Origin of the sequence: Mycobacterium sp. (assembly GCF_049278535.1) — a bacterium.
Classification (GTDB): Bacteria; Actinomycetota; Actinomycetes; order Mycobacteriales; family Mycobacteriaceae; genus Mycobacterium.
On sequence record NZ_JBAPMI010000054.1, the window covers coordinates 17,995 to 40,194 of the forward strand.

24 protein-coding genes are annotated in these 22,200 nt (G+C 65.8%); 4 read left to right on the plus strand and 20 right to left on the minus strand.

The genetic code is table 11. The features are described 5' to 3' along the window. Window positions 1–34 precede the first annotated feature (34 nt). The 11 genes from WAO18_RS03170 to WAO18_RS03220 form a co-directional block, all read right to left on the minus strand. Complete coding sequence (locus WAO18_RS03170; protein ID WP_422203814.1) at window positions 35–1,639, minus strand: acyl-CoA synthetase; 1,605 nt, start codon at window positions 1,637–1,639, stop codon at window positions 35–37. Beyond that, a complete protein-coding gene (locus tag WAO18_RS03175) occupies window positions 1,636–2,607 on the minus strand; it encodes an alpha/beta hydrolase (protein ID WP_422203816.1) in 972 nt (323 codons plus the stop codon). Before WAO18_RS03175 ends, WAO18_RS03170 begins: the two co-directional genes overlap by 4 nt. Beyond that, window positions 2,604–3,866 (minus strand): acyl-CoA dehydrogenase family protein, encoded by a 1,263-nt coding sequence (locus WAO18_RS03180; RefSeq protein WP_422203818.1) that lies wholly within the window; start codon window positions 3,864–3,866, stop codon window positions 2,604–2,606. The genes WAO18_RS03175 and WAO18_RS03180 overlap by 4 nt, the downstream gene beginning before the upstream one ends. Window positions 3,867–3,880: 14 nt before the next feature. Continuing rightward, window positions 3,881–4,750: an SDR family oxidoreductase gene (locus WAO18_RS03185; RefSeq protein WP_422203820.1), complete on the minus strand. Its 870-nt coding sequence runs from the start codon at window positions 4,748–4,750 to the stop codon at window positions 3,881–3,883. A 9-nt stretch (window positions 4,751–4,759) separates the two neighbouring features. Next, window positions 4,760–5,623: a MaoC/PaaZ C-terminal domain-containing protein gene (locus tag WAO18_RS03190; protein WP_422203822.1), complete on the minus strand. Its 864-nt coding sequence runs from the start codon at window positions 5,621–5,623 to the stop codon at window positions 4,760–4,762. A gap of 12 nt (window positions 5,624–5,635) precedes the next feature. Beyond that, window positions 5,636–6,085: a type II toxin-antitoxin system Rv0910 family toxin gene (locus WAO18_RS03195; RefSeq protein ID WP_422203824.1), complete on the minus strand. Its 450-nt coding sequence runs from the start codon at window positions 6,083–6,085 to the stop codon at window positions 5,636–5,638. Window positions 6,086–6,130: 45 nt separating this feature from the next. Next, complete coding sequence (locus tag WAO18_RS03200) at window positions 6,131–7,321, minus strand: lipid-transfer protein (protein ID WP_422203825.1); 1,191 nt, start codon at window positions 7,319–7,321, stop codon at window positions 6,131–6,133. 108 nt (window positions 7,322–7,429) lie between these two features. Beyond that, on the minus strand, window positions 7,430–8,011 hold the full coding sequence (locus tag WAO18_RS03205; RefSeq protein WP_422203827.1) for a TetR/AcrR family transcriptional regulator: 582 nt from the start codon (window positions 8,009–8,011) through the stop codon (window positions 7,430–7,432). Window positions 8,012–8,145: 134 nt separating this feature from the next. Beyond that, entirely contained in the window at window positions 8,146–9,024 is an 879-nt protein-coding gene (gene truB, locus WAO18_RS03210) for a tRNA pseudouridine(55) synthase TruB (protein WP_422203829.1), read from the minus strand. Then, window positions 9,021–9,695, minus strand: coding sequence for a 4'-phosphopantetheinyl transferase family protein (locus tag WAO18_RS03215; protein WP_422203830.1), 675 nt, complete (start codon window positions 9,693–9,695; stop codon window positions 9,021–9,023). Before WAO18_RS03215 ends, truB begins: the two co-directional genes overlap by 4 nt. Before the next feature lie 5 nt (window positions 9,696–9,700). Then, window positions 9,701–10,669: a metallophosphoesterase family protein gene (locus WAO18_RS03220; protein ID WP_422203832.1), complete on the minus strand. Its 969-nt coding sequence runs from the start codon at window positions 10,667–10,669 to the stop codon at window positions 9,701–9,703. A gap of 156 nt (window positions 10,670–10,825) precedes the next feature. On the opposite strand from WAO18_RS03220, the gene WAO18_RS03225 reads away from it, so the two are divergent. The 3 genes from WAO18_RS03225 to WAO18_RS03235 are packed head-to-tail and all read left to right on the plus strand — an operon-like array spanning window position 10,826 to window position 14,078. After that, window positions 10,826–11,407, plus strand: coding sequence for a DUF3558 domain-containing protein (locus WAO18_RS03225; protein ID WP_422203834.1), 582 nt, complete (start codon window positions 10,826–10,828; stop codon window positions 11,405–11,407). Between the two features lie 35 nt (window positions 11,408–11,442). Next, complete coding sequence (locus WAO18_RS03230) at window positions 11,443–13,092, plus strand: CocE/NonD family hydrolase (RefSeq protein ID WP_422203836.1); 1,650 nt, start codon at window positions 11,443–11,445, stop codon at window positions 13,090–13,092. Next, window positions 13,092–14,078 (plus strand): alpha/beta fold hydrolase, encoded by a 987-nt coding sequence (locus WAO18_RS03235; RefSeq protein ID WP_422203837.1) that lies wholly within the window; start codon window positions 13,092–13,094, stop codon window positions 14,076–14,078. Before WAO18_RS03230 ends, WAO18_RS03235 begins: the two co-directional genes overlap by 1 nt. 19 nt (window positions 14,079–14,097) lie before the next feature. Here WAO18_RS03235 and WAO18_RS03240 read toward each other — a convergent pair whose 3' ends face one another. After that, the gene (locus WAO18_RS03240; RefSeq protein ID WP_422203838.1) at window positions 14,098–14,661 is read right to left on the minus strand and encodes a DUF1802 family protein; all 564 of its coding nucleotides are present in this window, start codon (window positions 14,659–14,661) and stop codon (window positions 14,098–14,100) included. Then, window positions 14,658–14,906, minus strand: a complete 249-nt coding sequence (locus WAO18_RS03245) for a DUF2277 domain-containing protein (protein WP_422203839.1) — start codon at window positions 14,904–14,906, stop codon at window positions 14,658–14,660. Before WAO18_RS03245 ends, WAO18_RS03240 begins: the two co-directional genes overlap by 4 nt. A gap of 57 nt (window positions 14,907–14,963) precedes the next feature. On the opposite strand from WAO18_RS03245, the gene WAO18_RS03250 reads away from it, so the two are divergent. Further along, window positions 14,964–15,719: an enoyl-CoA hydratase gene (locus WAO18_RS03250; protein WP_422203841.1), complete on the plus strand. Its 756-nt coding sequence runs from the start codon at window positions 14,964–14,966 to the stop codon at window positions 15,717–15,719. 61 nt (window positions 15,720–15,780) lie between these two features. Here the strand turns inward: WAO18_RS03250 and WAO18_RS03255 are convergent, their stop codons facing one another. The 7 genes from WAO18_RS03255 to infB form a co-directional block, all read right to left on the minus strand. Further along, the gene (locus tag WAO18_RS03255) at window positions 15,781–15,993 is read right to left on the minus strand and encodes a hypothetical protein (protein WP_422203843.1); all 213 of its coding nucleotides are present in this window, start codon (window positions 15,991–15,993) and stop codon (window positions 15,781–15,783) included. 163 nt (window positions 15,994–16,156) lie between these two features. Next, on the minus strand, window positions 16,157–17,290 hold the full coding sequence (locus WAO18_RS03260; protein WP_422203845.1) for a BTAD domain-containing putative transcriptional regulator: 1,134 nt from the start codon (window positions 17,288–17,290) through the stop codon (window positions 16,157–16,159). Window positions 17,291–17,466: 176 nt separating this feature from the next. Next, a complete protein-coding gene (locus WAO18_RS03265; RefSeq protein WP_422203847.1) occupies window positions 17,467–18,027 on the minus strand; it encodes a sugar O-acetyltransferase in 561 nt (186 codons plus the stop codon). Continuing rightward, window positions 18,024–19,343: an MATE family efflux transporter gene (locus WAO18_RS03270; protein WP_422203848.1), complete on the minus strand. Its 1,320-nt coding sequence runs from the start codon at window positions 19,341–19,343 to the stop codon at window positions 18,024–18,026. Before WAO18_RS03270 ends, WAO18_RS03265 begins: the two co-directional genes overlap by 4 nt. Next, window positions 19,340–20,335 carry a DHH family phosphoesterase gene (locus WAO18_RS03275; RefSeq protein ID WP_422203849.1) on the minus strand — a complete coding sequence of 332 codons (996 nt, stop codon included), beginning with the start codon at window positions 20,333–20,335 and terminating at the stop codon, window positions 19,340–19,342. Before WAO18_RS03275 ends, WAO18_RS03270 begins: the two co-directional genes overlap by 4 nt. Continuing rightward, entirely contained in the window at window positions 20,310–20,813 is a 504-nt protein-coding gene (gene rbfA / locus WAO18_RS03280) for a 30S ribosome-binding factor RbfA (RefSeq protein ID WP_422203851.1), read from the minus strand. The genes WAO18_RS03275 and rbfA overlap by 26 nt, the downstream gene beginning before the upstream one ends. A gap of 30 nt (window positions 20,814–20,843) precedes the next feature. Beyond that, window positions 20,844–22,200, minus strand: a 1,357-nt coding sequence (gene infB, locus WAO18_RS03285) for a translation initiation factor IF-2 (RefSeq protein WP_422203853.1), incomplete at its 5' end; no start/stop codon positions are given.

A 22,200-nucleotide genomic window follows, 5' to 3' on the forward strand; every position in this document is an offset into this window, starting at 1 on the left:
GATAATGAGAAAAACAGACATCGATTTGACACCTTCAGACATGATCGCCCGCCTGATGTTCGATCAGCCTTTTTCGCAGCACCTTGCCGGTCTCGTTGCGCGGCAACTGGTCGACGAACACGACGTCACGCGGGATCTTGTGCCGGGCCAGGTGGGCACGAACGTAAGACTTGAGCTCGTCGGCGTACACAGCCGACTCCGCCCGCCTGACCACGAAAGCGGCCAATCGCTTACCGAATTCGGCATCGTCGACGCCCACCACCGCGGCCTCGACGATGGCGGGATGGTCGGCGAGCAGGTTCTCGACTTCCAGCGGGAAAACGTTCTCACCCCCGGAGACGATCATGTCGTCGTCGCGACCATCGACGAACCACAGGCCGCTATTGTCGAAATGCCCGGTGTCGCCGGTGGATAGCAAGCCGTCGACGATTTCTTTGTGCCCGCCGTCGGTGTATCCGGAAAAACTCAGACCGCTGGAGACGAACAAGGTGCCGACCCGGCCGGGTTCGGTGATGCGGCGGCGCTTTTCGTCGTAGACGGCCAGCGTGCATCCCAGCGGCGGACGGCCGACCGTGCCCGGCGCGTCGCGGAGCTCCTGCGGGGTTGCGACGGCCGCCACCGCCACCTCAGTAGACCCGTACAGGTTGTACAGCACCGCGCCGAAAGCATCATCGGTGCGGCGGCACAGGTCCGGGGACAGCGAAGATCCCGCGGCGAAAACCACTTTCAGCGACGAGGTGTCGTATTTCGAGAGAACCTGCGGTCCGAGATCGAGAATGCGCTGGAGCATGGTAGGCACCAGGATCACTGTCGACGCGCGATACTCGGCGAGGGACTTCAACGTCGACTCCGGGTCGAATCGACGCGCCATCACGACGCGGTTACCCAGTGCCAGGGCGAGGGCGCAGGTCGCCAACCCGGTGGCGTGGAACAGCGGTGCGGCGACGCAGTAGATGCCGTTGCGCGGCCAGGGAATCCGATCGAGCACCTGGGCCGACTGCAGTGGGTCGATTTTGTTGCGGGGCGCGCCTTTCGGCGTTCCGGTGGTGCCACTGGTCAGCAGCACCAAACCGCCCGGTTGCGGCGGGGTGGGCAGCGCGGACGTCGGCCGGCCATCGAGCAGCTTGTCGTGCTGGTCGCCGACGATTCGCACCGTGTCCGGTGGCAACACGTTGAGGAGCTCAGCGAATTCATCGTCGGCCAAGACGCAGCTGACGTGTTCTCGCGCAGCGACGTCCGCGAGCTGCGGCCCGGCGAAGCCGCTGTTCATCAGCACCAACCGGGCTCCGAGTTTGTTGGCCGCCGCCACCGTCATCATCAGGTACCGGCTGTTGCGATGCAGTGCGGCGACCACCGATCCCGCCCGAATTCCCTTGGCCGCCAACGCCCGGGCCAGCGCGTTGGAATTCTGCTCGAGTTCGCGAAAGCTGAGCGTGCCGCGTTCGTCGGTGATTGCCGGCATGTCGCCATAGCGGGCAGCGGCGTGGTCGAGCAGTCCGCCGAACGCGCCGTAGCGCCGCATGGCCAGGAACGCCCGCACCGCCTCGTCGGGCCGCAGCAGATCGACCATGCCGCGGTGTCGCAGCACTCGAGCCGCGGCCAGTCGGTCGCGTACCGGGGCGAAGCGGGACAGCTTCACGCCGTGTTGGCTTCGGCGACCGTGGCACGAAGGAAGTGTCCGGCGACCTGCAGGCTGGTGAGCCCGCCGTCGCGCGGCCACAGCCAGTAGCCGTGCATCAGTCCCGGCCACATCTGCTCATCGCAGCGACCGCCCGATTCCACTACCTGCCTGGCGAATGCCTCGGCATCAGCCCGCATGACTTCTCTTGACCCATAATGTATTTGGATTGGTGGCAGACTGGACAAGTCGGCGTTCAAGAGGCACAACCGGGGATCCTCGGCGTCGTGATCGCCGACGTAGAGTGCGATGGCCCGCGCGGCCGCACGAGGATCCAGCGGCTGACGCCGGGTCCGCGCGTCGGCAATGCAGGCCCGGTACAGCGGATCGATCAACGGGCCGAACAGGGCGAGGGACGCCGGAGCGGGCAGTCCTTCGCTGCGCAGTCGCAGGGCGAGCGCGACCGCGAGATGTCCGCCGGCCGAATCACCGGCGACGACGATCTTCGCCGGGTCGTGCCCTTGCGCGAGCAGCCAACGGTATGCGGCGAAAGCGTCGTCTTCGGCCGCCGGGAAAGGGTGTTCGGGCGCCAGCCTGTAGTCGATCGCGAACGTGGGCATGCCGGAGTATGCGGACAGATGCGAGGCGAATCCGCGGTGCGTGCGTGCCGAGCAGACCAGGTATCCGCTGCCGTGCAGCACCAGGACCACACCCGCGGCGGCCGCGGTGTCCTGGGCCTCAGGGGCCCAGACCCACTCCCCTCGCACGGGTCCCGAGACCTGCATGACCCGAACGCCGGGAACCACCGGGGCGGTCCGCGCGATCAGATAGTCAGCCGTCGGGCGCAGCGCGGCGAACAGCCACTGCTGCGACACCAGCACGTTGAGCATGATGTTGAAGGGCAGTCGTGAGAGCGGGACGTAGCTCAACTGGTCGACCACGGCGAGCGATCTGCGCCGTAGCACCTTTGCAGTGGTCCGAGCGCTCATCCGGCAAGCAGCCCCTTTGCGATGTGAGTCACCTGGACCTCGTTGCTGCCGGCGTAGATCATCAGCGACTTGGCGTCACGCGCCAGCTGTTCTACGCGGTACTCGGCCATGTAGCCGTTGCCGCCGAACAATTGCACTGAGTCCATCGCCACATCCGTCGCCGCCTCTGACGAATACAGCTTGATCGCCGAGGCTTCTGCCAGCGAAGGAACCTTGCCGGCCTGCGCCTTCTCGAGTGTTTGAAACACCATGTTCTGCACGTTAATGCGGGCGACCTCCATCTTGGCCAGCTTGAGCTGGATTAGTTGGAACTGGCCGATGTTCTTGCCCCACAAAGTGCGGGTCTTCGCGTAGTCGATGCAGAGCCGGTGGCATTCGTTGATGATCCCCAACGACATCAGGGCAACTCCGAGCCGTTCGGCGGCGAAGTTCGCCCGTGCGCTATCGCGGCCGTCCCCGCTGCTGTGCTGCTCGGTCTCACCGAGCAGCCGGTCGGGCGTCAGCCGAACGCTGTCGAAGAACAGCTCGCCGGTCGGCGACGACATGATGCCCATCTTCTTGAACGGCTTGCCCTGGACGAGCCCCGGCATGCCGGCGTCGAGCACAAACGGCAAGACCGTCCGGTTGCGCCGGTCATCTGAGCCTTGCTCAAGCCCTTGGTCGAGCTTGGCGTAGACAACTAGCACATCGGCGTGGGGACCGTTGGTGATGAATGTCTTTTGCCCGCTGAGGATGTAGTCGTCACCGTCCCGCTTGACCGTGGTCTTCATGCCGCCGAACGCGTCCGAGCCGGAGTCCGGCTCGGTGATCGCCCAGGCCGCGATCTTCTCCAGCGTCATCAATTCCGGCAGCCAGCGCTCCTTCTGGGCCAAGGTGCCGCGGCTCATGATCGTCGCCGCGCCGAGGCCCAGGCTGACACCGATCGCGCTGAGCAGACCCAGGCTCACCCCGGCCAGTTCGGATACCAGCACAGCGGCCATCGACGCTTGCGCACCCAGGCCACCCAAGCCCGACGACGACCGCTGCTCGGACTCGGGCTTGGACTCCGTCTCCTGCTTCGCCCGCTCCTTGTCCAGCATCGTCTTGACCGCTTCTGCGGCAAGCACATCCAAGCCGAATTCGCTGAACAGCTTGCGCGCCAACGGATAGGGCGACAACTCCCCGGTCTCCAGCACATCGAGGTGCGGGCGGATCTCTTTGTCGATGAATTCCCGGATGGTGTCGCGCATGATCAGGTCGGTGTCAGACCATTCAAACATCATCTACTCCTGGGTTACTGGGGCAGCCGGGCCGCGATGTCGTCGATCAGCCACCGACCGTCGGTCTCGATGGTGTCGGTGTCGTGCCAACCGGACAGCGCTGAAATCGCCCCGCCCTGAACGGCGTACACCTTGCCGGTGATCGGGCACTTCTCGGTTGCCAAGTAGGCCACCAGCGGTGAGATGTTCGCCGGGCTGAACAGGTCGAGTTCGCCTTCTTCGGGTTCGATCATCAGCGATCCCATGCCGGGAGTGGCCAGCGTCAGCCTGGTGCGCGCGATCGGCGCGATCGCGTTCACCCGCACGCCGTAACGCTCCAACTCCTCGGCTGCGATCAGCGTCATCGCCGCGATCCCCGCCTTCGCCGACCCGTAGTTGACCTGGCCGGCATTCGGCAGCGTCACTCCGGAGCCTGAGGCAGTGTTGATCACCGCGGCGATCGGTTGGTCGCCGGCCTTCGACTGCGCCTTCCAGTAGGCGGCGGCGTGGTGCAGCATCGCGAAGTGGCCCTTCAGATGCACGGCGATGACCGCATCCCACTGCGCCTCGTCCATCCCGGCGATGAAGGAGTCCCGCAAGATGCCCGCGTTGTTGACCAACACGTCGAGCCGCCCGAACTCGTCAATGGCTTGCTGCACAGCGCTTTCCGCCCCGTTCCAGGTGGCGACGTTCTCGGTGTTGGCGACGGCGGTGCCGCCGGCCGCCACGATTTCGTCCACAACCTCGTGCGCCGGGCCGATGTCGGCCCCCTCACCGGCGTTACTGCCGCCCAGATCGTTGACAACGATCTGGGCTCCTTCCCTGGCAAACAGCAGTGCGTGTTCACGTCCGATGCCGCGGCCCGCTCCGGTGATCACAGCCACTCGGCCTTCCAATGCACCCACGTGGGTCTCCTATCTGTCGCTGATCTCGGCCAAGCCGTCGGTGATGACGAAGTCACCGCCACGAGCCGTCTCGAACGCATACGTTGTGCTGTCGTTGCCCTGAGCTTTCGTCCAGATCCGGGTCTCGAGGTCGTCACCGGGCAGCACCGGCTTGGAGAACCGCACCGCAAACCGCTTGAGCCGGTTGACATCCGAGTTGGCGAGTTCGGTGAGCACTGCCCACGAGGCGAACGCCATGGTGCACAGCCCGTGTGCGATGATGCCCGGCAGGCCGGCGTCCCTGGCCACTTCCTCATCCAGATGGATCGGCATCGGGTCGCCCGCCGCAGGCGAGTAGCGGAACGTCTGGTCGTTGTCGATGTGCTGCACGACCTTGGCCGTTGGAGCGGTGTTGCGCAACGCGTCGTCGAACTTGTGGTCGGGGCTGAGCCCGCCGACAGCCTTGCCGACGGACATGCCCCGCACGAACGTCGTGACGTACTGTTCGTTGACCAGTTCGCCATCCTCGGTACGACATTCGAGCACGATGGCGGCGCGGGTGCCCTTCTCCAGTCCCTGGTATCCGATCATCTTGCCGCGCGAGACCAGCTTGTCTCCTGGACGAATTGGGCGATGGAAATGAAAGTCCTGCTCACCGTGGATGATTCGCGGAATGGCTTCGACAGGCATCACGTCGACGGCCGGGGTGAGCAGGGCCTCGAAGACGGGGACTATCGCGAACACCGGCGGCGCAACGTCCCCTCTGCGGTGCGCCTCGATCGGGTCATTGGTAGCCGCCGCGTATTCCGCGAGGCGCTCCCGGGTGACCTCGAACCGCTCGTCGTCGGTCCAGCGGTCCAGACCGGTGTCGTCAAACTCCAGCGTCTCAGTCATCGCTGGTGGCCGTCAGGCCTCAGACATCGGAGCTGACGCCAGCGCGTCGAGCTGGTCCAGCGTCTTGTCCAGTTGTTTGATGCCGTCCTTCTCTACCGCTTTGCCGAGCGCGCCCTTGATCAGTGCGCCTTCGAAATCACCGGCCACCGCGAACTGAGAACCGCTTTCAGTCGGGTCGATGGTGAAGGTGAACTGTGCCTTGACACCAGCCATTCCAGCGCCCGACAGCACCAGCTTGCGGGGCGCCTCGACGGAGTTGATCGTCCACTCGATCTTGTTGGCCATTCCCAGCATCACGATTTTCGCGGTCAGCGTGGCGCCTTCGGTCAGCGTCGCCGGCGGGTCTTCCAGCCACTTCTCGTGAACCGTGAACCACTTGTCCCAGTTGGCCAAATCGGTGACGGTCGCCCACAGCGCGCCCGGAGTGGCAGACAGTTCCCGGGTTGCTTCGATGTGTCCCATGATTGATCCTCTTTCTGTATTTTTTCCGACGTTGTCGGTGCGCGGTTAGCGTTCGGCTCGCTGATATGCGGTGACAACGGCCGCGCCGCCGAGTCCGATATTGTGCTGTAGTGCCGCGGTCACGTTGTCCACCTGACGTTTGTCGGCAGCGCCGCGCAGCTGCCAGGTCAGTTCGGCGCACTGCGCCAGGCCGGTGGCCCCCAGCGGATGCCCTTTCGAGATCAAGCCACCGGACGGGTTGACCACCCAACGTCCTCCGTAGGTGACATCGCCATTGTCGATCAGCTTGGGCGCATCGCCCTCCGCGCACAGACCGAGTGCTTCATACAGCAGCAGTTCGTTGGCAGAGAAGCAGTCGTGCAGTTCGATCACCTGGAAGTCCGCGGGCCCAAGACCGGACTGGTCATAAACACGTTGCGCCGCTTGGACGTTCATGTGGTACCCGATCAGCCCCTTGCAGGTGCCGTCGAAACTGTTGGCGAAGTCGGTGGTCATGGCCTGACCGACGATCTCTACCGCTTGGCCGGCGAGGCCGTGCCTGTCGACGAACGACTCGGAAGCCAGGATCGCCGCGCCGGACCCGTCCGAGGTCGGCGAGCACTGCAGCTTGGTCAGCGGGTCGTAGATCATCCGCGCCCCCATGATGTCTTCCAGCGAGTAGGACTCCTGGAACTGGGCGTACGGGTTGTTGACCGAGTGCTTGTGGTTCTTGTAGCCGATCTTGGCGAAATGCTCTGCGGTGCTGCCGTATTCCTTCATGTGTTCGCGGCCGGCTGCGCCGAACATCCAGGGGGCCGCCGGGAACAGCACCTCAGAGATCTCGGCCATCGCCAAGATGTGTTTGTCCATCGGATTGGTGCGGTCGTCGTAGGTCGACTCCAGTGAGCCGGGCTTCATCTTCTCGAAACCGAGCGCGATAGTGCAGTCGGCGAGGCCACCGCGAATCGCCTGTGCGGCGAGGTACAAGGCCGTCGACCCGGTCGAGCAGTTGTTGTTGACGTTGACGATCGGAATCCCGGTAATGCCCAACTCGTACAGCGCCCGTTGCCCCGACGTCGACTCGCCGTAGACGTAGCCGACATAGCCCTGTTGGATCGCCGCGTAGTCGATGCCGGCGTCCTCGAGCGCTTTGGTGCCGGATTCGCGCGCCATGTCCGGGTAGTCCCAGTTCTCTCGACGGCCCGGCTTTTCGAACTTCGTCATCCCCACGCCGATCACGTACACCTTGTTTGACATCGAACTCCCTTGACCTCGTTCCTTCTCGCTGGTCAAAAAGATACACACCTGATTGTATCTTTGCAACGGGCCGACGGCCAGCGCGGTTTAACTCCGCTCAGGGGCGAGTCAGTCCAGGGAATCGGCCGTCAATAGGCCGTCGACGATCATCCGCAACTGCTCGCAGGCACGGTCCCACCGCCTGCGCGCGCGACTCGAATCCCGATCGACGAAGCTCGCCAGCAGGATCCCCCGCAGTGCGTCCATCGCGGTGTAGACGAAGTTGCGCAGCTCTTTGCGCATGGCATGGTCGGGCACCAGTTGGGCGATCGCCGAGATGAGCGTGCTGTTGACCAACGGCTCGACCCGCTCGATGTGACCTGCCAGAACGGCGTCGGTACGTGCTGCCACCCAAAGTTCAACGGTGGCAACGAACATCGGGCCCTGATGGGCCTCCCAAAGGAAATCCAGCACCGTCGAAACCGGATCACTACTGGCTTGCATGCGGCCGAACTCGCGCATCGCAGCCTGCACTCGTTGCTGAGCGAGATGCTCGATGGCCGCGACCACCAAGTCTTCTTTGGAACGGAAATGGTGAATCTGCGCGCCGCGCGTGACGCCGGCACGTTCGGCGACCCGCGGTGTGGTCGTCCCGGCATAGCCGAAGGTCACCAGGCACTCGATGGTGGCGTCAAGCAGGCGTGTGCGCATGGCGGCGCTGCGTTCCGCCTGCGTCCGCCGGACAGGTCTTTCGCTGACGTTCGCCACCTTATCTACCGCCCCGCCCTCCGAGCCAACTTACATTCTGCGCAGAATGTTACCGCAGATTGGCGTGCGGTGCGCGGTCACAAGGTCGCCGGCCGGATGACGACCACCGACTTGGTGTGTGCGCCGTCGTCGCGCAGTAGCGCGATGACCCGGCCGTCCCCGGTGTGCGCGGCGTAGACACCCGCTACCCCGGCCGGGCTCAGCACACGACCGTTCGCGACCGCATCAACCTCGTCGTCGGTGAGCTGCCGGTGCGAAAACAACAGCAGGCAGGCCTCGTCAAGCGTCAAGCTCAGCCCGGGCCGCTGCGCCAGATCGTCAAGTGAGCGTGCCTGGTCCACACCGAACCGACCGACCCGGATGCGCCGCAGCGCGGTCAGGTGACCGCCCACGCCTAACGCTGCGCCAACATCGCGGGCCAGGGCGCGGATGTAGGTTCCCGACGAACAGTCCACCTCGACGTCGACATCGACCAGTTGACCGTGGCGCCGGACGGCCAGCACCTCGAACCGATCGATGTGTGCCGGCCGAGCCGCCAATTCGACGGGGCGGCCCTCGCGCGCCAGACGATAGGCCCGCTGGCCATCGACCTTGATCGCGCTGACCGCCGACGGGATCTGCGCGATATCGCCGCGCAATCCCGCGACCGCCGCCTCGATCGCCTGATCGGTCACGTTATGCGCCGAAACCTCTTGCAGCAATTCCCCTTCCGCGTCCTCCGTGGACGTGGACTGGCCCAGCCGGACGGTCGCCGCATACGACTTCGACGTCTCGGTCACCAGCCCCAGGATCTTTGTGGCACGTTCGATCCCGATCACCAGGACCCCGGTGGCCATCGGGTCCAGCGTCCCGGCATGGCCCACCCGCCGCGTGCCGAAAATCCGTCGGCAACGCCCGACGACGTCGTGACTCGTCATACCGGCCGGCTTATCGACGATGACAAGACCCGCGTTCATAGCGTGATCGCGGTCAACACCAGTTCACGGTCCACCGACCACCGTCCGGCCAGTGTGCTCAACGGTGGGCCCGAAAGGGTGGCCCCGTCGATCAGAATCGTCGATTCGAACGACCCGGCCGCACCCGAGTCGTCGACGCCGAAGGTGATGTGCGCGTCCTCGAAGCCGAGCCAGCGCTTGGTCAGCGGAAACCATGCCTTGTACGTTGCTTCTTTGGCGCAGAACAGAATTCGATCCCAATGCAGGCCGGTGGGCAACGCCGTCAAATCGGCGCGTTCGGCCGGCAGGCTGATCGCGTCGAGCACACCGTCGGGCAGGACGTCGTGCGGCTCGGCGTCCACGCCCACCGAGCGGACAGCGCCGTCACGACCGACCACCGCGCCCCGGTAGCCCGCGCAGTGCGTGAGACTGCCCACCACGCCGTCCGGCCAGCATGGTTCGCCCTTCTCTCCCTTGAGAATCGGCACCGGTGGAAACCCGAGCTCGCCCAACGCGATTCGGGCGCAGTAACGAACAGTGATGAACTCGTCGCGCCGTTTGGCCACTGACCGCTCGATCAACGGCTCTTCCTCGGCCATCGGCGACAGCCCCGGTGGGTCGGAGTAGAGCTCGGCGGACGCGAGGTCTCGTCCGCCGGGCAGCACCGCCGACATCAACGTGCTCAGCGTCATCGGAGCTACCGCTGGCGCAGTCGATCGCGGAACTGCTGAGCCTGCGTCCGCATCTCGTCGGTGATCACGAAGTGGCCGCCGAAGTCGTTGAGATAGCCGGGCGCGTACTGCGGGTCGGGCAGCACCTGGCGCAGCCAGCTGTACGGCTTTCGCCGACGCCACTCGCGCGGATAACCAACCGAGACTTCCTCGAAGCGCACGTCGTCGTACCAGGTGGTGCGCGGGATGTGCAGGTGTCCGTAGACCGAGCAGACAGCGTTGTACCGGGTGTGCCAGTCGGCGGTCTCGGTCGTTCCACACCACAACGAGAACTCCGGAAGGAACAGCGCGTCACAGGGCTGACGCACCATCGGGAAATGGTTGACCAACACGGTCGGCGTCATCCAGTCCAGATCGTCCAGGCGTTTGCGGGTGGCGGCCAAGCGCTCGTGACACCACGCCTCGCGGGTGGGGTATGGCTCCGGTGACAGCAGGAACTCGTCGGTGCACACGACGTTACGTTCCCGCGCGATCGCCAGTCCCTCGGCTTTCGTGGTCGCGCCCCGCGGCAGGAACGAGTAGTCGTAGAGCAGGAACAACGGCACTATCGTTGCCGGGCCACCGCGCTCGGTCCACACCGGATACGGGTGCTCGGGACTCACCACGCCCAACTCGTCGCAGATGTTGACCAGATAGTCGTAGCGGTCCCGGCCGAAGATCTGCATCGGGTCTTTGTTGGTGGTCCACAGCTCGTGGTTGCCGGGCACCCAGATCACCTTGGCGAACCGCCGACGCAGCAGATCCAGCGCCCAGCGGATCTCATCGGTGCGCTCGGCGACGTCGCCGCAGACGATCAGCCAATCGTCCGGCGTGGACGGGTACAGCGACTCGGTCACCGGCTTGTTACCGACGTGGCCGGTGTGCAGATCCGATACCGCCCACAGCGTCGGCTGCCGCGCGGTCGAGGGCTGCTGCCCGTGTTCCTGCCAAGCCACGACTCCCAAGCCTAACGGCTGGTCGGGTGCGCGATGCGCCGCCACTGTTTCGGGCGGCGTCGGCCACCCGACTAGAACAGGTTCTCATTTACTCTGTGGCGGCGCGGCTGTGACTTGTAAGCTCCCGGCAGGAGTCGAGCCATCGGAGGGGGTCTCATGGTCACCAAGCTGCGCCTGCTTGCAGCGCTCGGTGCCCTGGTCACGGCTGTGGTGCTGGTCTGCCAGAGCGCACCGCCGGCCACCGACGGCGCCCGCGCCGTGCAGCTGCGGTCCACCGCCGCTCCGATGGACCCGCCGACCACGATGAAAAGCCCGATCGTGGCGACCACCGACCCGAGCCCGTTCGACCCGTGCCGCGATATTCCGTTCGACGTGGTCCAGCGGTTGGGCCTGGCCTTTACCCCGCCGAGCCCTCAAGAAGGGCTGCGCTGCCAGTTCGACGCGGGCAATTATCAATTGGCCGTCGAACCGATCATCTGGCGCAAGTACGACCAGTCGTTGCCCGCCGACGCCGTCGAGACCACGATCAACGGCCACCGCGCCGCGCAGTGGTGGAACCTCAAGCCGACCTACCACAACAGCTACTTTTACTTCTCCTGCATGGTCGCCTTCAAAACCAGCTACGGGATCATCCAGCAGTCGCTGTTCTACTCGACGATCTACTCCAGTCCGGAAGTCGACTGCCCGTCCACCAACCTGCAGCGCGCCAACGAGCTTTCGCCGTACTACAAGTTCTGAGCCCGCCATCGCCGACGCGGCCATAACCTGATGCCGTGACGACCACCTCCGACCGGCCCACCGGGTCGACGCTGCGCACCCTTCCCCGTCGGCTCGCCGGCCGCGTACTCGCCCGGGCGCTGCGGCTGCCCGCGCCGACTACGAGCTACACCGTCAGCAGCGTCAAGGTCCCGATGCGCGACGGCGTCGAGCTGATCGCCGACGTGTACGAGCCCGTTGGCGAAACCGTCGGCACCCTGCTGGCCCGCGGACCCTACGGCCGCGCATTCCCGTTCTCACTGGTATTTGCCGACCTGCACGCTGCCCGCGGCTACCGCGTAGTCCTGCAGAGTGTGCGAGGGACGTTCGGATCGGGCGGAGACTTCGAGCCGATGGTCCACGAAGCCGACGACGGCGCCGACACGGTCCAGTGGATGCGGCGGCAGCCGTGGTTCACCGGTCGCTTCGCCACCATCGGCATCTCGTATCTGGGGTTCACTCAGTACGCGCTGCTGCAGGATCCGCCGCCGGAACTGGTCACGGCCGTTATCACCGCCGGACCGCACGACCTCAGTGCGTCGGCATGGGGTACCGGCTCGTTCACCGTCAACGACTTCCTGGGCTGGAGCAATCTGGTTGCGCACCAAGAAGACCCGGGCCGAATCCGGGCCGGCATCCGCCAACTGCGGGCCCAGAAGGGCGTGGTGCAGGCGGCCGGCCGGGCGCCGTTGGGCGCTTCTGGACGCGCGCTGCTCGGGCAAAGTGCGCCCTGGTGGGAGTCCTGGCTGACACCGCCGGCCGACGACAACCCGTTCTGGGGACCGCTGAACGTCGCCTCCGCCCTCGACCAGGTCCAGGTGCCGGTGCTGCTAATCAGCGGTTGGCAGGACCTGTTCCTGGGCCAGACGCTCCATCAGTTCCGGCACCTTCGCGACCGGGGCGTCGACGTCGCGGTGACCATGGGCCCGTGGACTCACACCCAGTTGCTGCTCGCCGGCCTGGCCACCACCGCCCGCGAAACCCAGGAGTGGCTGGACACCCACCTCGCCGGTCGCCCCGGCACACCACGCTCGGGCCGAGTCCGGTTTTTCGTCTCCGGCGAGGGCTGGCGCGAACTGCCCGACTGGCCACCGAGCACCGCCGACCGGGAGTTCTACCTCCAGCCGGGTGGCGGCCTGGCCGACACGGCGCCCGCGGCGGGATCCTCAGCGAGCTTCCGCTACGACCCGACCGACCCGACCCCCACCATCGGGGGCCGGCTGCTGTCCCCCGACAGTGGCTACCGCGACGACACCGCGCTGGCCGCCCGCCGCGACGTGCTCAGCTTCACCAGCGACGTGCTCACCAACGACCTGTACGTGCACGGCAACCCGGTCGCCGAGTTGGCGCACAGCTCGGACAACCCGTATGTCGACGTGTTCGTCCGGATCAGCGAAGTCGACGACAAGGGCCGCTCCCGAAATGTCAGCGACGGCTACCGCCGGCTCGCCGAGGCGACGGACCACGTCAGCCTCGACCTGGACGCGATCTCGCACCGATTCCGCGCCGGATCGCGCATCAGGGTGCTGATCGCCGGCGGCAGCCACCCGCGCTACGACCGCAACCTCGGCACCGGTGAGGCGACATCCACGGCCAGCCAGCTCAAACCGGCCACCCACGACGTGCACCTCGGCACGTCACGGATCGTGCTGCCGGTCGGCTCCTGATGGACATCTTCGACGAATGGCGAAGCGGCGGAACAGAAATCCGCTGGCGATCGACTACCGCCGCCAACGCCGACGCGGATGTCGCCGTCTTCACCCGACGCTGCGGCACACGGGGGGCGCCAGCGTTGGTGTGCGTGCACGGCTTCCCCACTTCCAGCATCGATTTCTTCGCGCTGACCCGCGAACTCGGTGCGGAGTTCGATATCTACCTGCTCGACTTTCCCGGCTACGGACTCTCCGACAAACCGGCTGCGCCCCATGTCTATTCGCTCTACGATGATGCGCGCCTGCTGATCCACGCGATCACGAAGGTCTGGCAGCTCGAGGACTACACGATGCTGACCCATGACCGCGGTACCAGCGTCGGCATGATCGCGCTGTGCATGTTCGCCGAGCTCGACGAGGCAAGCCCACCGGCCGAGGTCATCCTCACCAACGCGAACATCTATCTGCCGCTGGCCAATCTGACCGGATTCCAGAAGGCACTGCTCGAGCCGGCGGTGGCGCGAAGCACCGCGCGAGCGACCACGCCGGAGATGCTCGCCGCCGGTATGGGCGCGACGACGTTCATGCCGCGGCGAGATGCGAGCGATCCCGAGATCGCCGCGCTAGCACAATGCTTCGCACACAACGACGGAATCGCCGTGCTGCCGGATACGATTCAGTATCTAAACGAGCGCGCCGCCGACGAAACGAACTGGCTCCAGGCGCTTTCCGCCAACGACGTGAATACCAGCCTGGTGTGGGGGCTACACGACAACGTCTCCCCGGTCCGAGTCGCAAACTATGTTTGGCAGGAATTCCTCCGGAACAAGCCGGGACTGAATCGCTACTGGGTACTGCCGTCCGCCGACCACTATCTGCAGTGCGATGCTCCCGCCGGGCTGGCCGACATTGTGCGAGTCACCAGGGCCCGAGAGCCGACGGCGTTGCGGACACTCGGCGACCGGCCGGACGGCCCGGTGCTCGTCGACCAGACCTCGTGAAAACGGTTAGTGCATAACCCTATTCAACGGCGTCGCGGACGCGCGCGACGACCTCGAGCAGTGTTGACTCGTCGTGCACCGGCGCCCCCAGCGCGGGGGCGCCCAGCGGCAGCTGCACCCAGCTCGTGCAACCGGCGTAATCGGGAGCCCGTGGCAGTTCCACCGGTGTCAGCAGGGGTATGGCCTGCACGACCAATACCGCCAGTCGATGCTTGGGGCGAAAGTCCAGTCGGTCCCGCCGCACCGATTCGGCCGTCCAGATGTGCAGGTCCTCGATCGCCGCGATGTTTTCCGGTCGGTTGACCTGCAGCGCCGCAACGACTTTCGCTGCTGTCCGCAGCACCAGTGCGTCGTCGCTGCTGTCGGGGGCCGCGGCGGCGAGTAGGTCGCGGAACTCGGGCCGTACCCGCTCGGTGTGACTGTGCGCGACAGTCGGGAACAACAGGAACTCGCCGGCGGCGACGTCAAAACGCTTCTCGCCGATTCCCCCTTTACGCAACAGCACCCGCTGGTGTCCGTTCAGCAGCGCATGTACCACCGCGCTCCACTCCTTGAGCGCGGGCAATGTCGCGGTGTGGGTCACCTGGTCGCGAGGCGGCGCAACGGCGGATCGGTCTTGGGCGGCTGGCGGCGAGGCGGCAGGGTGTCCAGCAACCACGTCGTCGTCGCAGCGACTTCGGCCACAGCGGCCTCGAAAGCCTCGGCATTGGCCGATGAAGGGCGAGTGAAGCCGCTGACCTTACGCACGTACTGCCGGGCCGCCGCCTCGATCTCCTGGGCAGTTGCCGCCGGCTCGAGTCCGCGCAATTCAGTGATGTTTCGGCACATCCCTCAACGATAGGTGCGGTCGCGTTATGGCGAACCGGACTGACTACGGTTGCGGTTATGCGCGCCGACGACGACATCCTGTTGATCCACACCGACGAGCGGGTGCGAACCCTGACCCTGAACCGGCCGGAATCGCGCAATGCGCTGTCGGCCGCCCTGCGGGACCGCTTCTTCACAGCTCTGGCCGAGGCCGAAACCGACGACGACGTCGACGTCGTCATCCTCACCGGCACCGACCCCGTCTTCTGCGCCGGACTCGACCTCAAAGAGTTGGGCGGGCAATCGGCGCTGCCGGACATCTCGCCGCGCTGGCCGCCGCTGAGCAAGCCGGTGATCGGGGCCATCAACGGCGCCGCCGTGACCGGTGGGCTGGAACTGACGCTGTACTGCGACATCCTGATCGCGTCGGAGCAGGCGCGATTCGCCGACACCCATGCCCGCGTGGGTCTGCTGCCGACCTGGGGCCTCAGCGTGCGACTCCCCCAGAAGGTGGGCATCGGTCTGGCCCGCCGGATGAGCCTGACCGGCGACTACCTGTCCGCGCAGGACGCGCTGCGTGCCGGACTCGTCACCGAAGTGGTGCCGCACGACGAGCTGCTGCCGGCCGCCCGACGGGTTGCCGACAGCATCGTCGGCAACAACCAGAGCGCGGTACGGGCGCTGCTGAGCTCCTACCACCGAATCGACGAGTCTCAGACCAGCGAGGGCCTGTGGCTGGAGGCCACTGCCGCCAAGCGGTTCCAGACCTCCGGCGACGACATCGCCGCTAATCGCGACGCTGTTCTACAGCGCGGACGCGCACAGGTCCGATAAACAGCATTCTGCCCCGTTTCCGGAGGTGGAAACGGGGCAGAATGACAGTTGATGCGATCGATCAGGGCATTGCCGCGCGGATCGGGTGCGTGATAGCCCAGATCGGGTGCAGAACGTCGGCCGCATAGTGGCGGATCGGGTGCAGCGGTCCGGTGCCTGGCACCCACGGGTCCGCGGACGCGACCGCAGGCGCGACTAGGGAAAGACCAACGGCCGCCAGCATGGTGGCCGCCCCGACACGCAGCTTCGAAGCCTTAGTGCTCTTCGTGTTCATGGTGCTTTTTCCTTACTTGGCGTGTTTCCCAGATCCGGAGCTGATTCCGTCGCTGGGGTCGGTTCCGTTTTCCGACATCACCAGTTTGCATTCGATAGCTTGGGGCGCGCTACATGGATTCTTGCGAAATCCTTGCGTCGCAGGTCAGCCTGCGAAAACAGGCTCACGGAGCGACGATTTCAAAGGTAAATTCGTGGCCGCCGATGCGGATTTGGTCGCCGTCGGCGAGGGTGGCGCTACCCCGGATTCTACGGCCGTGCAGCAAGACACCGTTAGTCGATCGCAGGTCGCTGATCACAAAACTGCCGCTGGCATCGATGATCACTGCGTGGTACCGACTGACGTTCTCATCGTCGAGGACGATGTCGTTGTCGGGGAGGCGCCCGATCCTGGTCGACGCATCCAACTTAAAGCGCTGACCGTCCTGCCCGAGTAGCTCGGCTCTGGGCGATCGGCTGACCAGTGTGCCGGTAACCGGAATGGCCTCGACAACGGTGTGCTTGGCGGTGGTCTGCGCGGCGCGCAAGTTGTCCAGAGGTTCTTGGCGCAGAATGCGCTCGTGCAGGCCTCGCACGGTCGGACCCGGGTCGATGCCGAGATTTTCGGCCAGGTTGTCTTTCAGTCGCCGATAGGCGTTCAGGGCGTCGGACTGGCGTTCCGCGATGTAGTAGGCGGTGATCAGTTGAGCCCACAGTCGCTCGCGGTACGGATGTTCGGTGCTGAGCACTTCCAGGCGCGGGATAATCGTGTCGGCACGCCCGCAGGCGATCTCGGCTTCGGCGTGAGCGGTTTGGACCGCCACTCTGACCTCGGCCAGCGCAGTGGCGAAGGTATCGACGAAGGCGAATTCCCGAAGGTCGTCGAGGAACGGCCCGCGCCATTCGGCCAGGGCCGCCGACAGGTGGGCGCTGGCATCTTCGAACCGCCCCCTGGCGGCCGCGTGTGCTCCGGCATCCTTCTCGGTGACGAAGCGTCCGAGATCGCTATCGGCATCGGCGACGTTGATCTGATACCCCGGCGGAACGCTCGCCAGGACCCGGTTGGGGTCGCGGCTTGAACTTCCGAGCAGGCGCCGCAGATTCGACACGTAGGAGTGGATGCTGGTCCGGGCGGCGGGCACCGGCGACTGGTCCCAGACCGCATCGATCAGCGCGTCGACCGACACCGCCCGGTTGCGGTTCATCAGCAGCATGGCCAGCACTGCTCGCTGCTTGGGGGCACCCAACGGCACCGGGACGCCGTCGGCACTCGCTTGCAACGGTCCCAGAACACCAAACTGGAGACCTGCATTCGACATCGCGCGGGAGCCTTTCGGGTCGATGTGGGTGTCAGCTCATATTGTGACCTTGAATCGCCGCCGCGCGCTGTTGCAGCGCGCACTTATTTGTCAGAAGCCGAACAGAAATCACCGCAAAGCCCGGCGGCGTCAGGACTTCGCCGCGGTTAATACGCCGCTGGCACAGAGTGCTGCGGTCAATCAACGAGTTCTCGGATGACTCTGCACGGGTTACCCGCCGCCAGCACGCCTGCCAGGATGTCGTCGATGACGACGCTCCCCGCGCCGATCACCGAGTTGGCACCGACACTGACTCCCGGGCACACGATCACCCCGGCCGCGAGCCATACGTTGTCGCCGAGCACGATCGGAGCCGCAGACTCCCAGCCCGCTCGGCGGGCTTCGTAGTCGTCGACCGGATGCAGTGCCGTAACAAGCTGTGCGCGTGGGCCGATCGACACGTTATCGCCGATCGTGATCGAGGCGCAGTCCAGCAGGATCGCGTCGTAGTTGATGAAGCAGCCCGCGCCGATGGTTATCTGGGCGCCGTAGTCACATTGCAATCGTGGAAGTATGACGGAGCCTTCACCCAGCGATCCGATCAACTGGCGCAGCACATGCTGGCTTTGCTGGTCGCCTGCTGCACTGCCGTTGAACTCCTCGAGTAGACGCTGACATGCCTTGCGGGCGGCCACTAATTCGGAATCATCTGCGCGATACGGTTCGCCGCGCAGCATCCGCTCGCGCTGACTTGTCATCTTCCGGCCACCGCCCAGCGACCCGACAGCGCACGCCAACCGACGAAGATCAGGCGCAGCACGATGAACAGGGTCAGTCCCGACCAGATACCGGTCAGCCCCCAATCGAACACCAGCGACAGCCAGATCGGCGGCAGAAATCCGGCCAGCGCGCTCACCACGGTGGCAGTCCGCATGAACGCGGCATCACCGGCGCCGAGCAATACCCCGTCAAGTGCGAAAACCACTCCTGCCAAGGGCAATTGGCCGACGAGGAACCACCACGGGATTGTGATTGCGGCCAGCACCGACCTGTCATCGGTGAAAAGCTCAGGCAGCACTGGGGCACCGGCGGCGAACACGGCGGCCAAAGCGGTGGCCGCGATCGCCGATGACGCCGTCACCCGCCGGGCCGTGCCTGTCGCGAGCGCGACATCACCGGCGCCCAGCGCCGCACCGACCAACGACTGCGCGGCGATCGCCAGCGAATCAAGAACCAGCGCAAGGAAACTCCACAACTGCAGCACCACCTGGTGGGCGGCTACCGCAGCGGCGCCGAAGCGGGCCGCCACCGCGGCCGCGGAGACGAAGCAGGCTTGGAAAGCCAGTGTTCGCAGCAGCAGGTCGCGGCCCAGCGCGATCTGGGCTCGCAGCGCGTGACGGTCAATGTGCAGCGAAATCCCTTCGGCCAGCAGCGCGCGCCCGAAGAGCAGCGCAGCCAACCACTGGCCCGCCAGGTTGGCGATGGCCGACCCGGCCAATCCACAGCGGGGTAATCCCAGCCACCCGTACACCAGCAACGGACACAACAGCGCCGAAAGCCCGAAGCCCGCGATCACATAGCGCAGCGGGCGGGCGGTGTCCTGCACGCCGCGCAACCAGCCGTTGCCGGCCAGCGACACCAGAATTGCGGGTGCACCCAGGATCGCGATGCGCAACCAGGGCAGCGCCGCTCTCGCGATACCGTCCGATCCCGCGATGACCGACACCAGTGGCTGCGCCGCGGCCTGCACCACGACGACGATCAGCGCACCCAATCCCATCGCCAGCCAGGTTGCCTGCACGCCCTCGGCCACGGCCGAAGGCCGATCGTCGGCACCGAAATGGCGAGCCGAGCGGGCAGTGGTGCCGTACGACAGAAAGGTCAGCTGTGAACCGACCATGCCGAGAACCAGTCCCCCGATTGCCAATCCGGCCAGGCTCAGCGCACCCAGCCGTCCGACGATCGCGGTGTCGAAGAGTAGATAGAGCGGCTCGGCGGCCAGCACGCCCAACGCCGGTAGCGCCAATCTGGCGATCTGACGGCCACCCGCCTGCGGCTGGCCCGGCGCGCTCACCCTAGAGCGGCGCGCAGCGAAGAAACGACCTCATCGGCCGAACCGGTGGTGGAATAGCCGGCGGCCAGCTTGTGGCCACCGCCACCGAACGTCGAGGCGACAGCTGAGAGATCTACCGCGGCCTTGGCTCGCATCGACACCGACCAATGTTGCGGCTCAATCTCTTTGAACACCGCGGCCACCTCGGCCTGCTGCGTGGTGCGCACGATGTCGACGATGCTCTCGACTTCTTCCGGGCGTGCGCCGACCCACTCCTGGTTTCCGACGACGGCGTATACCAGGCCGCGGCCTCCGGCGGCGTCGGGCACCAACTGAGCCGAGCCCAGTACCCGCGACAGCAGCGCCATCCAAGCGAAGGGATGGGTGTCCATCAGCGAACGCGTAATCGCCGCGTTGTCGATGCCGATCTCGACCAGGCGTGCCGCCAACCGGTAAGCGCGTGCGCTGGCCCATCGGAACGACCCGGTGTCGGTGGTCAGGCCCGCATACAGGCAATAGGCCACGTCGGTGTCGATCGGCTTGCCCCACGCGTCGAGCAGGTCGGCGACCATCATTGTGGTGGAGTCCGCCGACGGCTCAACGAAATTCGCGGTGCCGAACATCTGGTTGGACGCGTGATGATCGATCACCAGCACCTCGTGCCCATCGCCGGCCATGTCGCGCAGGTCGCCGAGCCGGTTCATGCTCGGAATATCAACGGTGACAACCAGATCCACGTCGCGGCACATGGTAGCGGGGTCGACCAGAAGCCGGCCGCCGGGTAGCGACCGCAACGACTCCGGAAGCGCGGCCGGCGCCGCGAAGCTGACCTCCACGGTCTTGCCGCACTGGTCCAGCACCAGGCCCAGCGCCAACCCGGCGCCGATCGTGTCGGCATCCGGATGGACATGGCAGACGACACCGACCGTGGCCGCGGCGTCCAGCGCTTTGGCCGCGCCGACAGCGTCGACGCGTTGTGCGGTCGGGTCAGTCTTCGAGCTGGTCGTCGTCACCGGCGCCTTCCCCGTTAACGGTTGGTGCCCCCATGTCATCATGCTCCGCGTCGCTCACCCGGTACGGATCGGCCTCGCCGGCCGGTCTGGCTCCCTGCCGTACGCGAGCAACGTCGGCATCGGCGGCGCGCGCTCGCGCCAGCAATTCCTCCATCCGCTGCACGGAATCGGCCACCGTGTCGCGGGTGAATGTCAACGTGGGCGTAAAGCGCACCCCGGTCCCGGCCCCAACTTTGCTGCGCAGCACGCCCTTTGCGCGCTCCAGCGCCGCGGCCGCCGCGTCGTAGTCGGGCTCGTCGTTCAACGTCGCGCCGAGCACGGTGTAGTAGAGCGTTGCGTCGTGCAGATCGCCGGTCATCTTGGCGTCGATGATCGTGATGCCAGTCAGTCCCGGGTCCTTGATCTCGTACTCGATCGCCGATGCGACGATCTCGGAGATCCGCTTGGCAAGCCGGCGCGCCCGCGCCGGGTCAGCCATGCCGCAAGGTCAACTTGTCGAAGCTCATACTCAGACGCGCTCCTTTTCCACCAGCTCGTAGGTCTCGATGACGTCGCCCTCTTTGAGGTCGGAGTAGGTCAGCGTCAGACCGCATTCGTAACCATCGCGGACCTCGGTGACGTCGTCTTTCTCCCGCCGCAACGAGGACACCGTGAGGTTCTCGGCCACCACGATGTTGTCCCGCAGCAACCGGGCCTTGGCGTTGCGGCGCATGATCCCGCTGGTGACGAGGCAGCCGGCGATGATGCCGACCTTCGACGACCGGAACAGCGCGCGGATCTCGGCACGGCCCAGCTGATTCTCTTCGTAGATCGGCTTGAGCATGCCCTTGAGCGCGCTCTGGATCTCGTCGATGGCCTGGTAGATCACCGAGTAGTAGCGGATGTCGACGCCCTCACGGTTGGCCAGCTCGGTGGCTTTGCCTTCCGCACGGACGTTGAAGCCGATGATGATCGCATCCGATGCCGACGCCAGGTTGACGTTGGTCTCGGTGACACCACCGACGCCGCGGTCGATGACGCGCAGTTCCACCTCGTCGTCGATCTCGATGCCGAGCAGGGCTTCTTCCAGCGCTTCGACAGTTCCGGAGTTGTCGCCCTTCAGGATCAAGTTGAGCTGCGACGTCTCCTTCAACGCGGCATCCAGATCGTCCAGGCTGATCCGCTTGCGCGAGCGTGCTGCCAGCGAGTTGCGCTTGCGTGCACTGCGGCGGTCGGCGATCTGGCGGGCGATCCGGTCCTCGTCGACAACCAGCAGGTTGTCGCCGGCGCCGGGCACCGACGTGAAGCCGACGACCTGGACCGGCCGTGACGGCAGCGCCTCGTGGACGTCCTCGCCGTGCTCGTCGACCATGCGCCGGACACGACCGTAGGCGTCGCCGGCGACGATCGAGTCGCCGACCCGCAGCGTGCCGCGCTGGATCAGCACGGTGGCCACCGGTCCGCGACCGCGGTCCAGGTGCGCCTCGATCGCCACACCCTGGGCCTCCATGTCGGGGTTGGCCCGCAGGTCCAGGGCGGCGTCGGCGGTCAGCAGAACCGCCTCTTCCAGCGCCTCGATGTTGGTGCCGGCCTTCGCGGAGATGTCGACGAACATCGTTTCGCCGCCGAAATCCTCTGCCACCAAACCGTATTCGGTGAGCTGCCCGCGGATCTTGGCCGGGTCGGCACCCTCGACATCGATCTTGTTGACCGCCACCACAATCGGCACGTCGGCCGCCTGGGCGTGGTTGATGGCCTCCACCGTCTGCGGCATCACGCCGTCATCGGCGGCGACCACCAGGATGGCGATGTCGGTGGCCTTCGCACCGCGGGCACGCATGGCGGTGAACGCCTCGTGACCCGGGGTGTCGATGAAGGTGATCGGC

Coding starts and splice junctions, on each gene's coding strand:
- WAO18_RS03175 (WP_422203816.1), bottom strand. CDS start 2,607: ATGAGCGCTCGGACCACTGCAAAGGTGCTACGGCGCAGATCGCTCGCC.
- WAO18_RS03180 (WP_422203818.1), bottom strand. CDS start 3,866: ATGTTTGAATGGTCTGACACCGACCTGATCATGCGCGACACCATCCGG.
- WAO18_RS03190 (WP_422203822.1), bottom strand. CDS start 5,623: ATGACTGAGACGCTGGAGTTTGACGACACCGGTCTGGACCGCTGGACC.
- WAO18_RS03195 (WP_422203824.1), bottom strand. CDS start 6,085: ATGGGACACATCGAAGCAACCCGGGAACTGTCTGCCACTCCGGGCGCG.
- WAO18_RS03200 (WP_422203825.1), bottom strand. CDS start 7,321: ATGTCAAACAAGGTGTACGTGATCGGCGTGGGGATGACGAAGTTCGAA.
- WAO18_RS03205 (WP_422203827.1), bottom strand. CDS start 8,011: ATGCGCACACGCCTGCTTGACGCCACCATCGAGTGCCTGGTGACCTTC.
- truB (WP_422203829.1), bottom strand. CDS start 9,024: ATGAACGCGGGTCTTGTCATCGTCGATAAGCCGGCCGGTATGACGAGT.
- WAO18_RS03215 (WP_422203830.1), bottom strand. CDS start 9,695: ATGACGCTGAGCACGTTGATGTCGGCGGTGCTGCCCGGCGGACGAGAC.
- WAO18_RS03225 (WP_422203834.1), top strand. CDS start 10,826: ATGGTCACCAAGCTGCGCCTGCTTGCAGCGCTCGGTGCCCTGGTCACG.
- WAO18_RS03235 (WP_422203837.1), top strand. CDS start 13,092: ATGGACATCTTCGACGAATGGCGAAGCGGCGGAACAGAAATCCGCTGG.
- WAO18_RS03245 (WP_422203839.1), bottom strand. CDS start 14,906: ATGTGCCGAAACATCACTGAATTGCGCGGACTCGAGCCGGCGGCAACT.
- WAO18_RS03250 (WP_422203841.1), top strand. CDS start 14,964: ATGCGCGCCGACGACGACATCCTGTTGATCCACACCGACGAGCGGGTG.
- WAO18_RS03255 (WP_422203843.1), bottom strand. CDS start 15,993: ATGAACACGAAGAGCACTAAGGCTTCGAAGCTGCGTGTCGGGGCGGCC.
- WAO18_RS03260 (WP_422203845.1), bottom strand. CDS start 17,290: ATGTCGAATGCAGGTCTCCAGTTTGGTGTTCTGGGACCGTTGCAAGCG.
- WAO18_RS03265 (WP_422203847.1), bottom strand. CDS start 18,027: ATGACAAGTCAGCGCGAGCGGATGCTGCGCGGCGAACCGTATCGCGCA.
- rbfA (WP_422203851.1), bottom strand. CDS start 20,813: ATGGCTGACCCGGCGCGGGCGCGCCGGCTTGCCAAGCGGATCTCCGAG.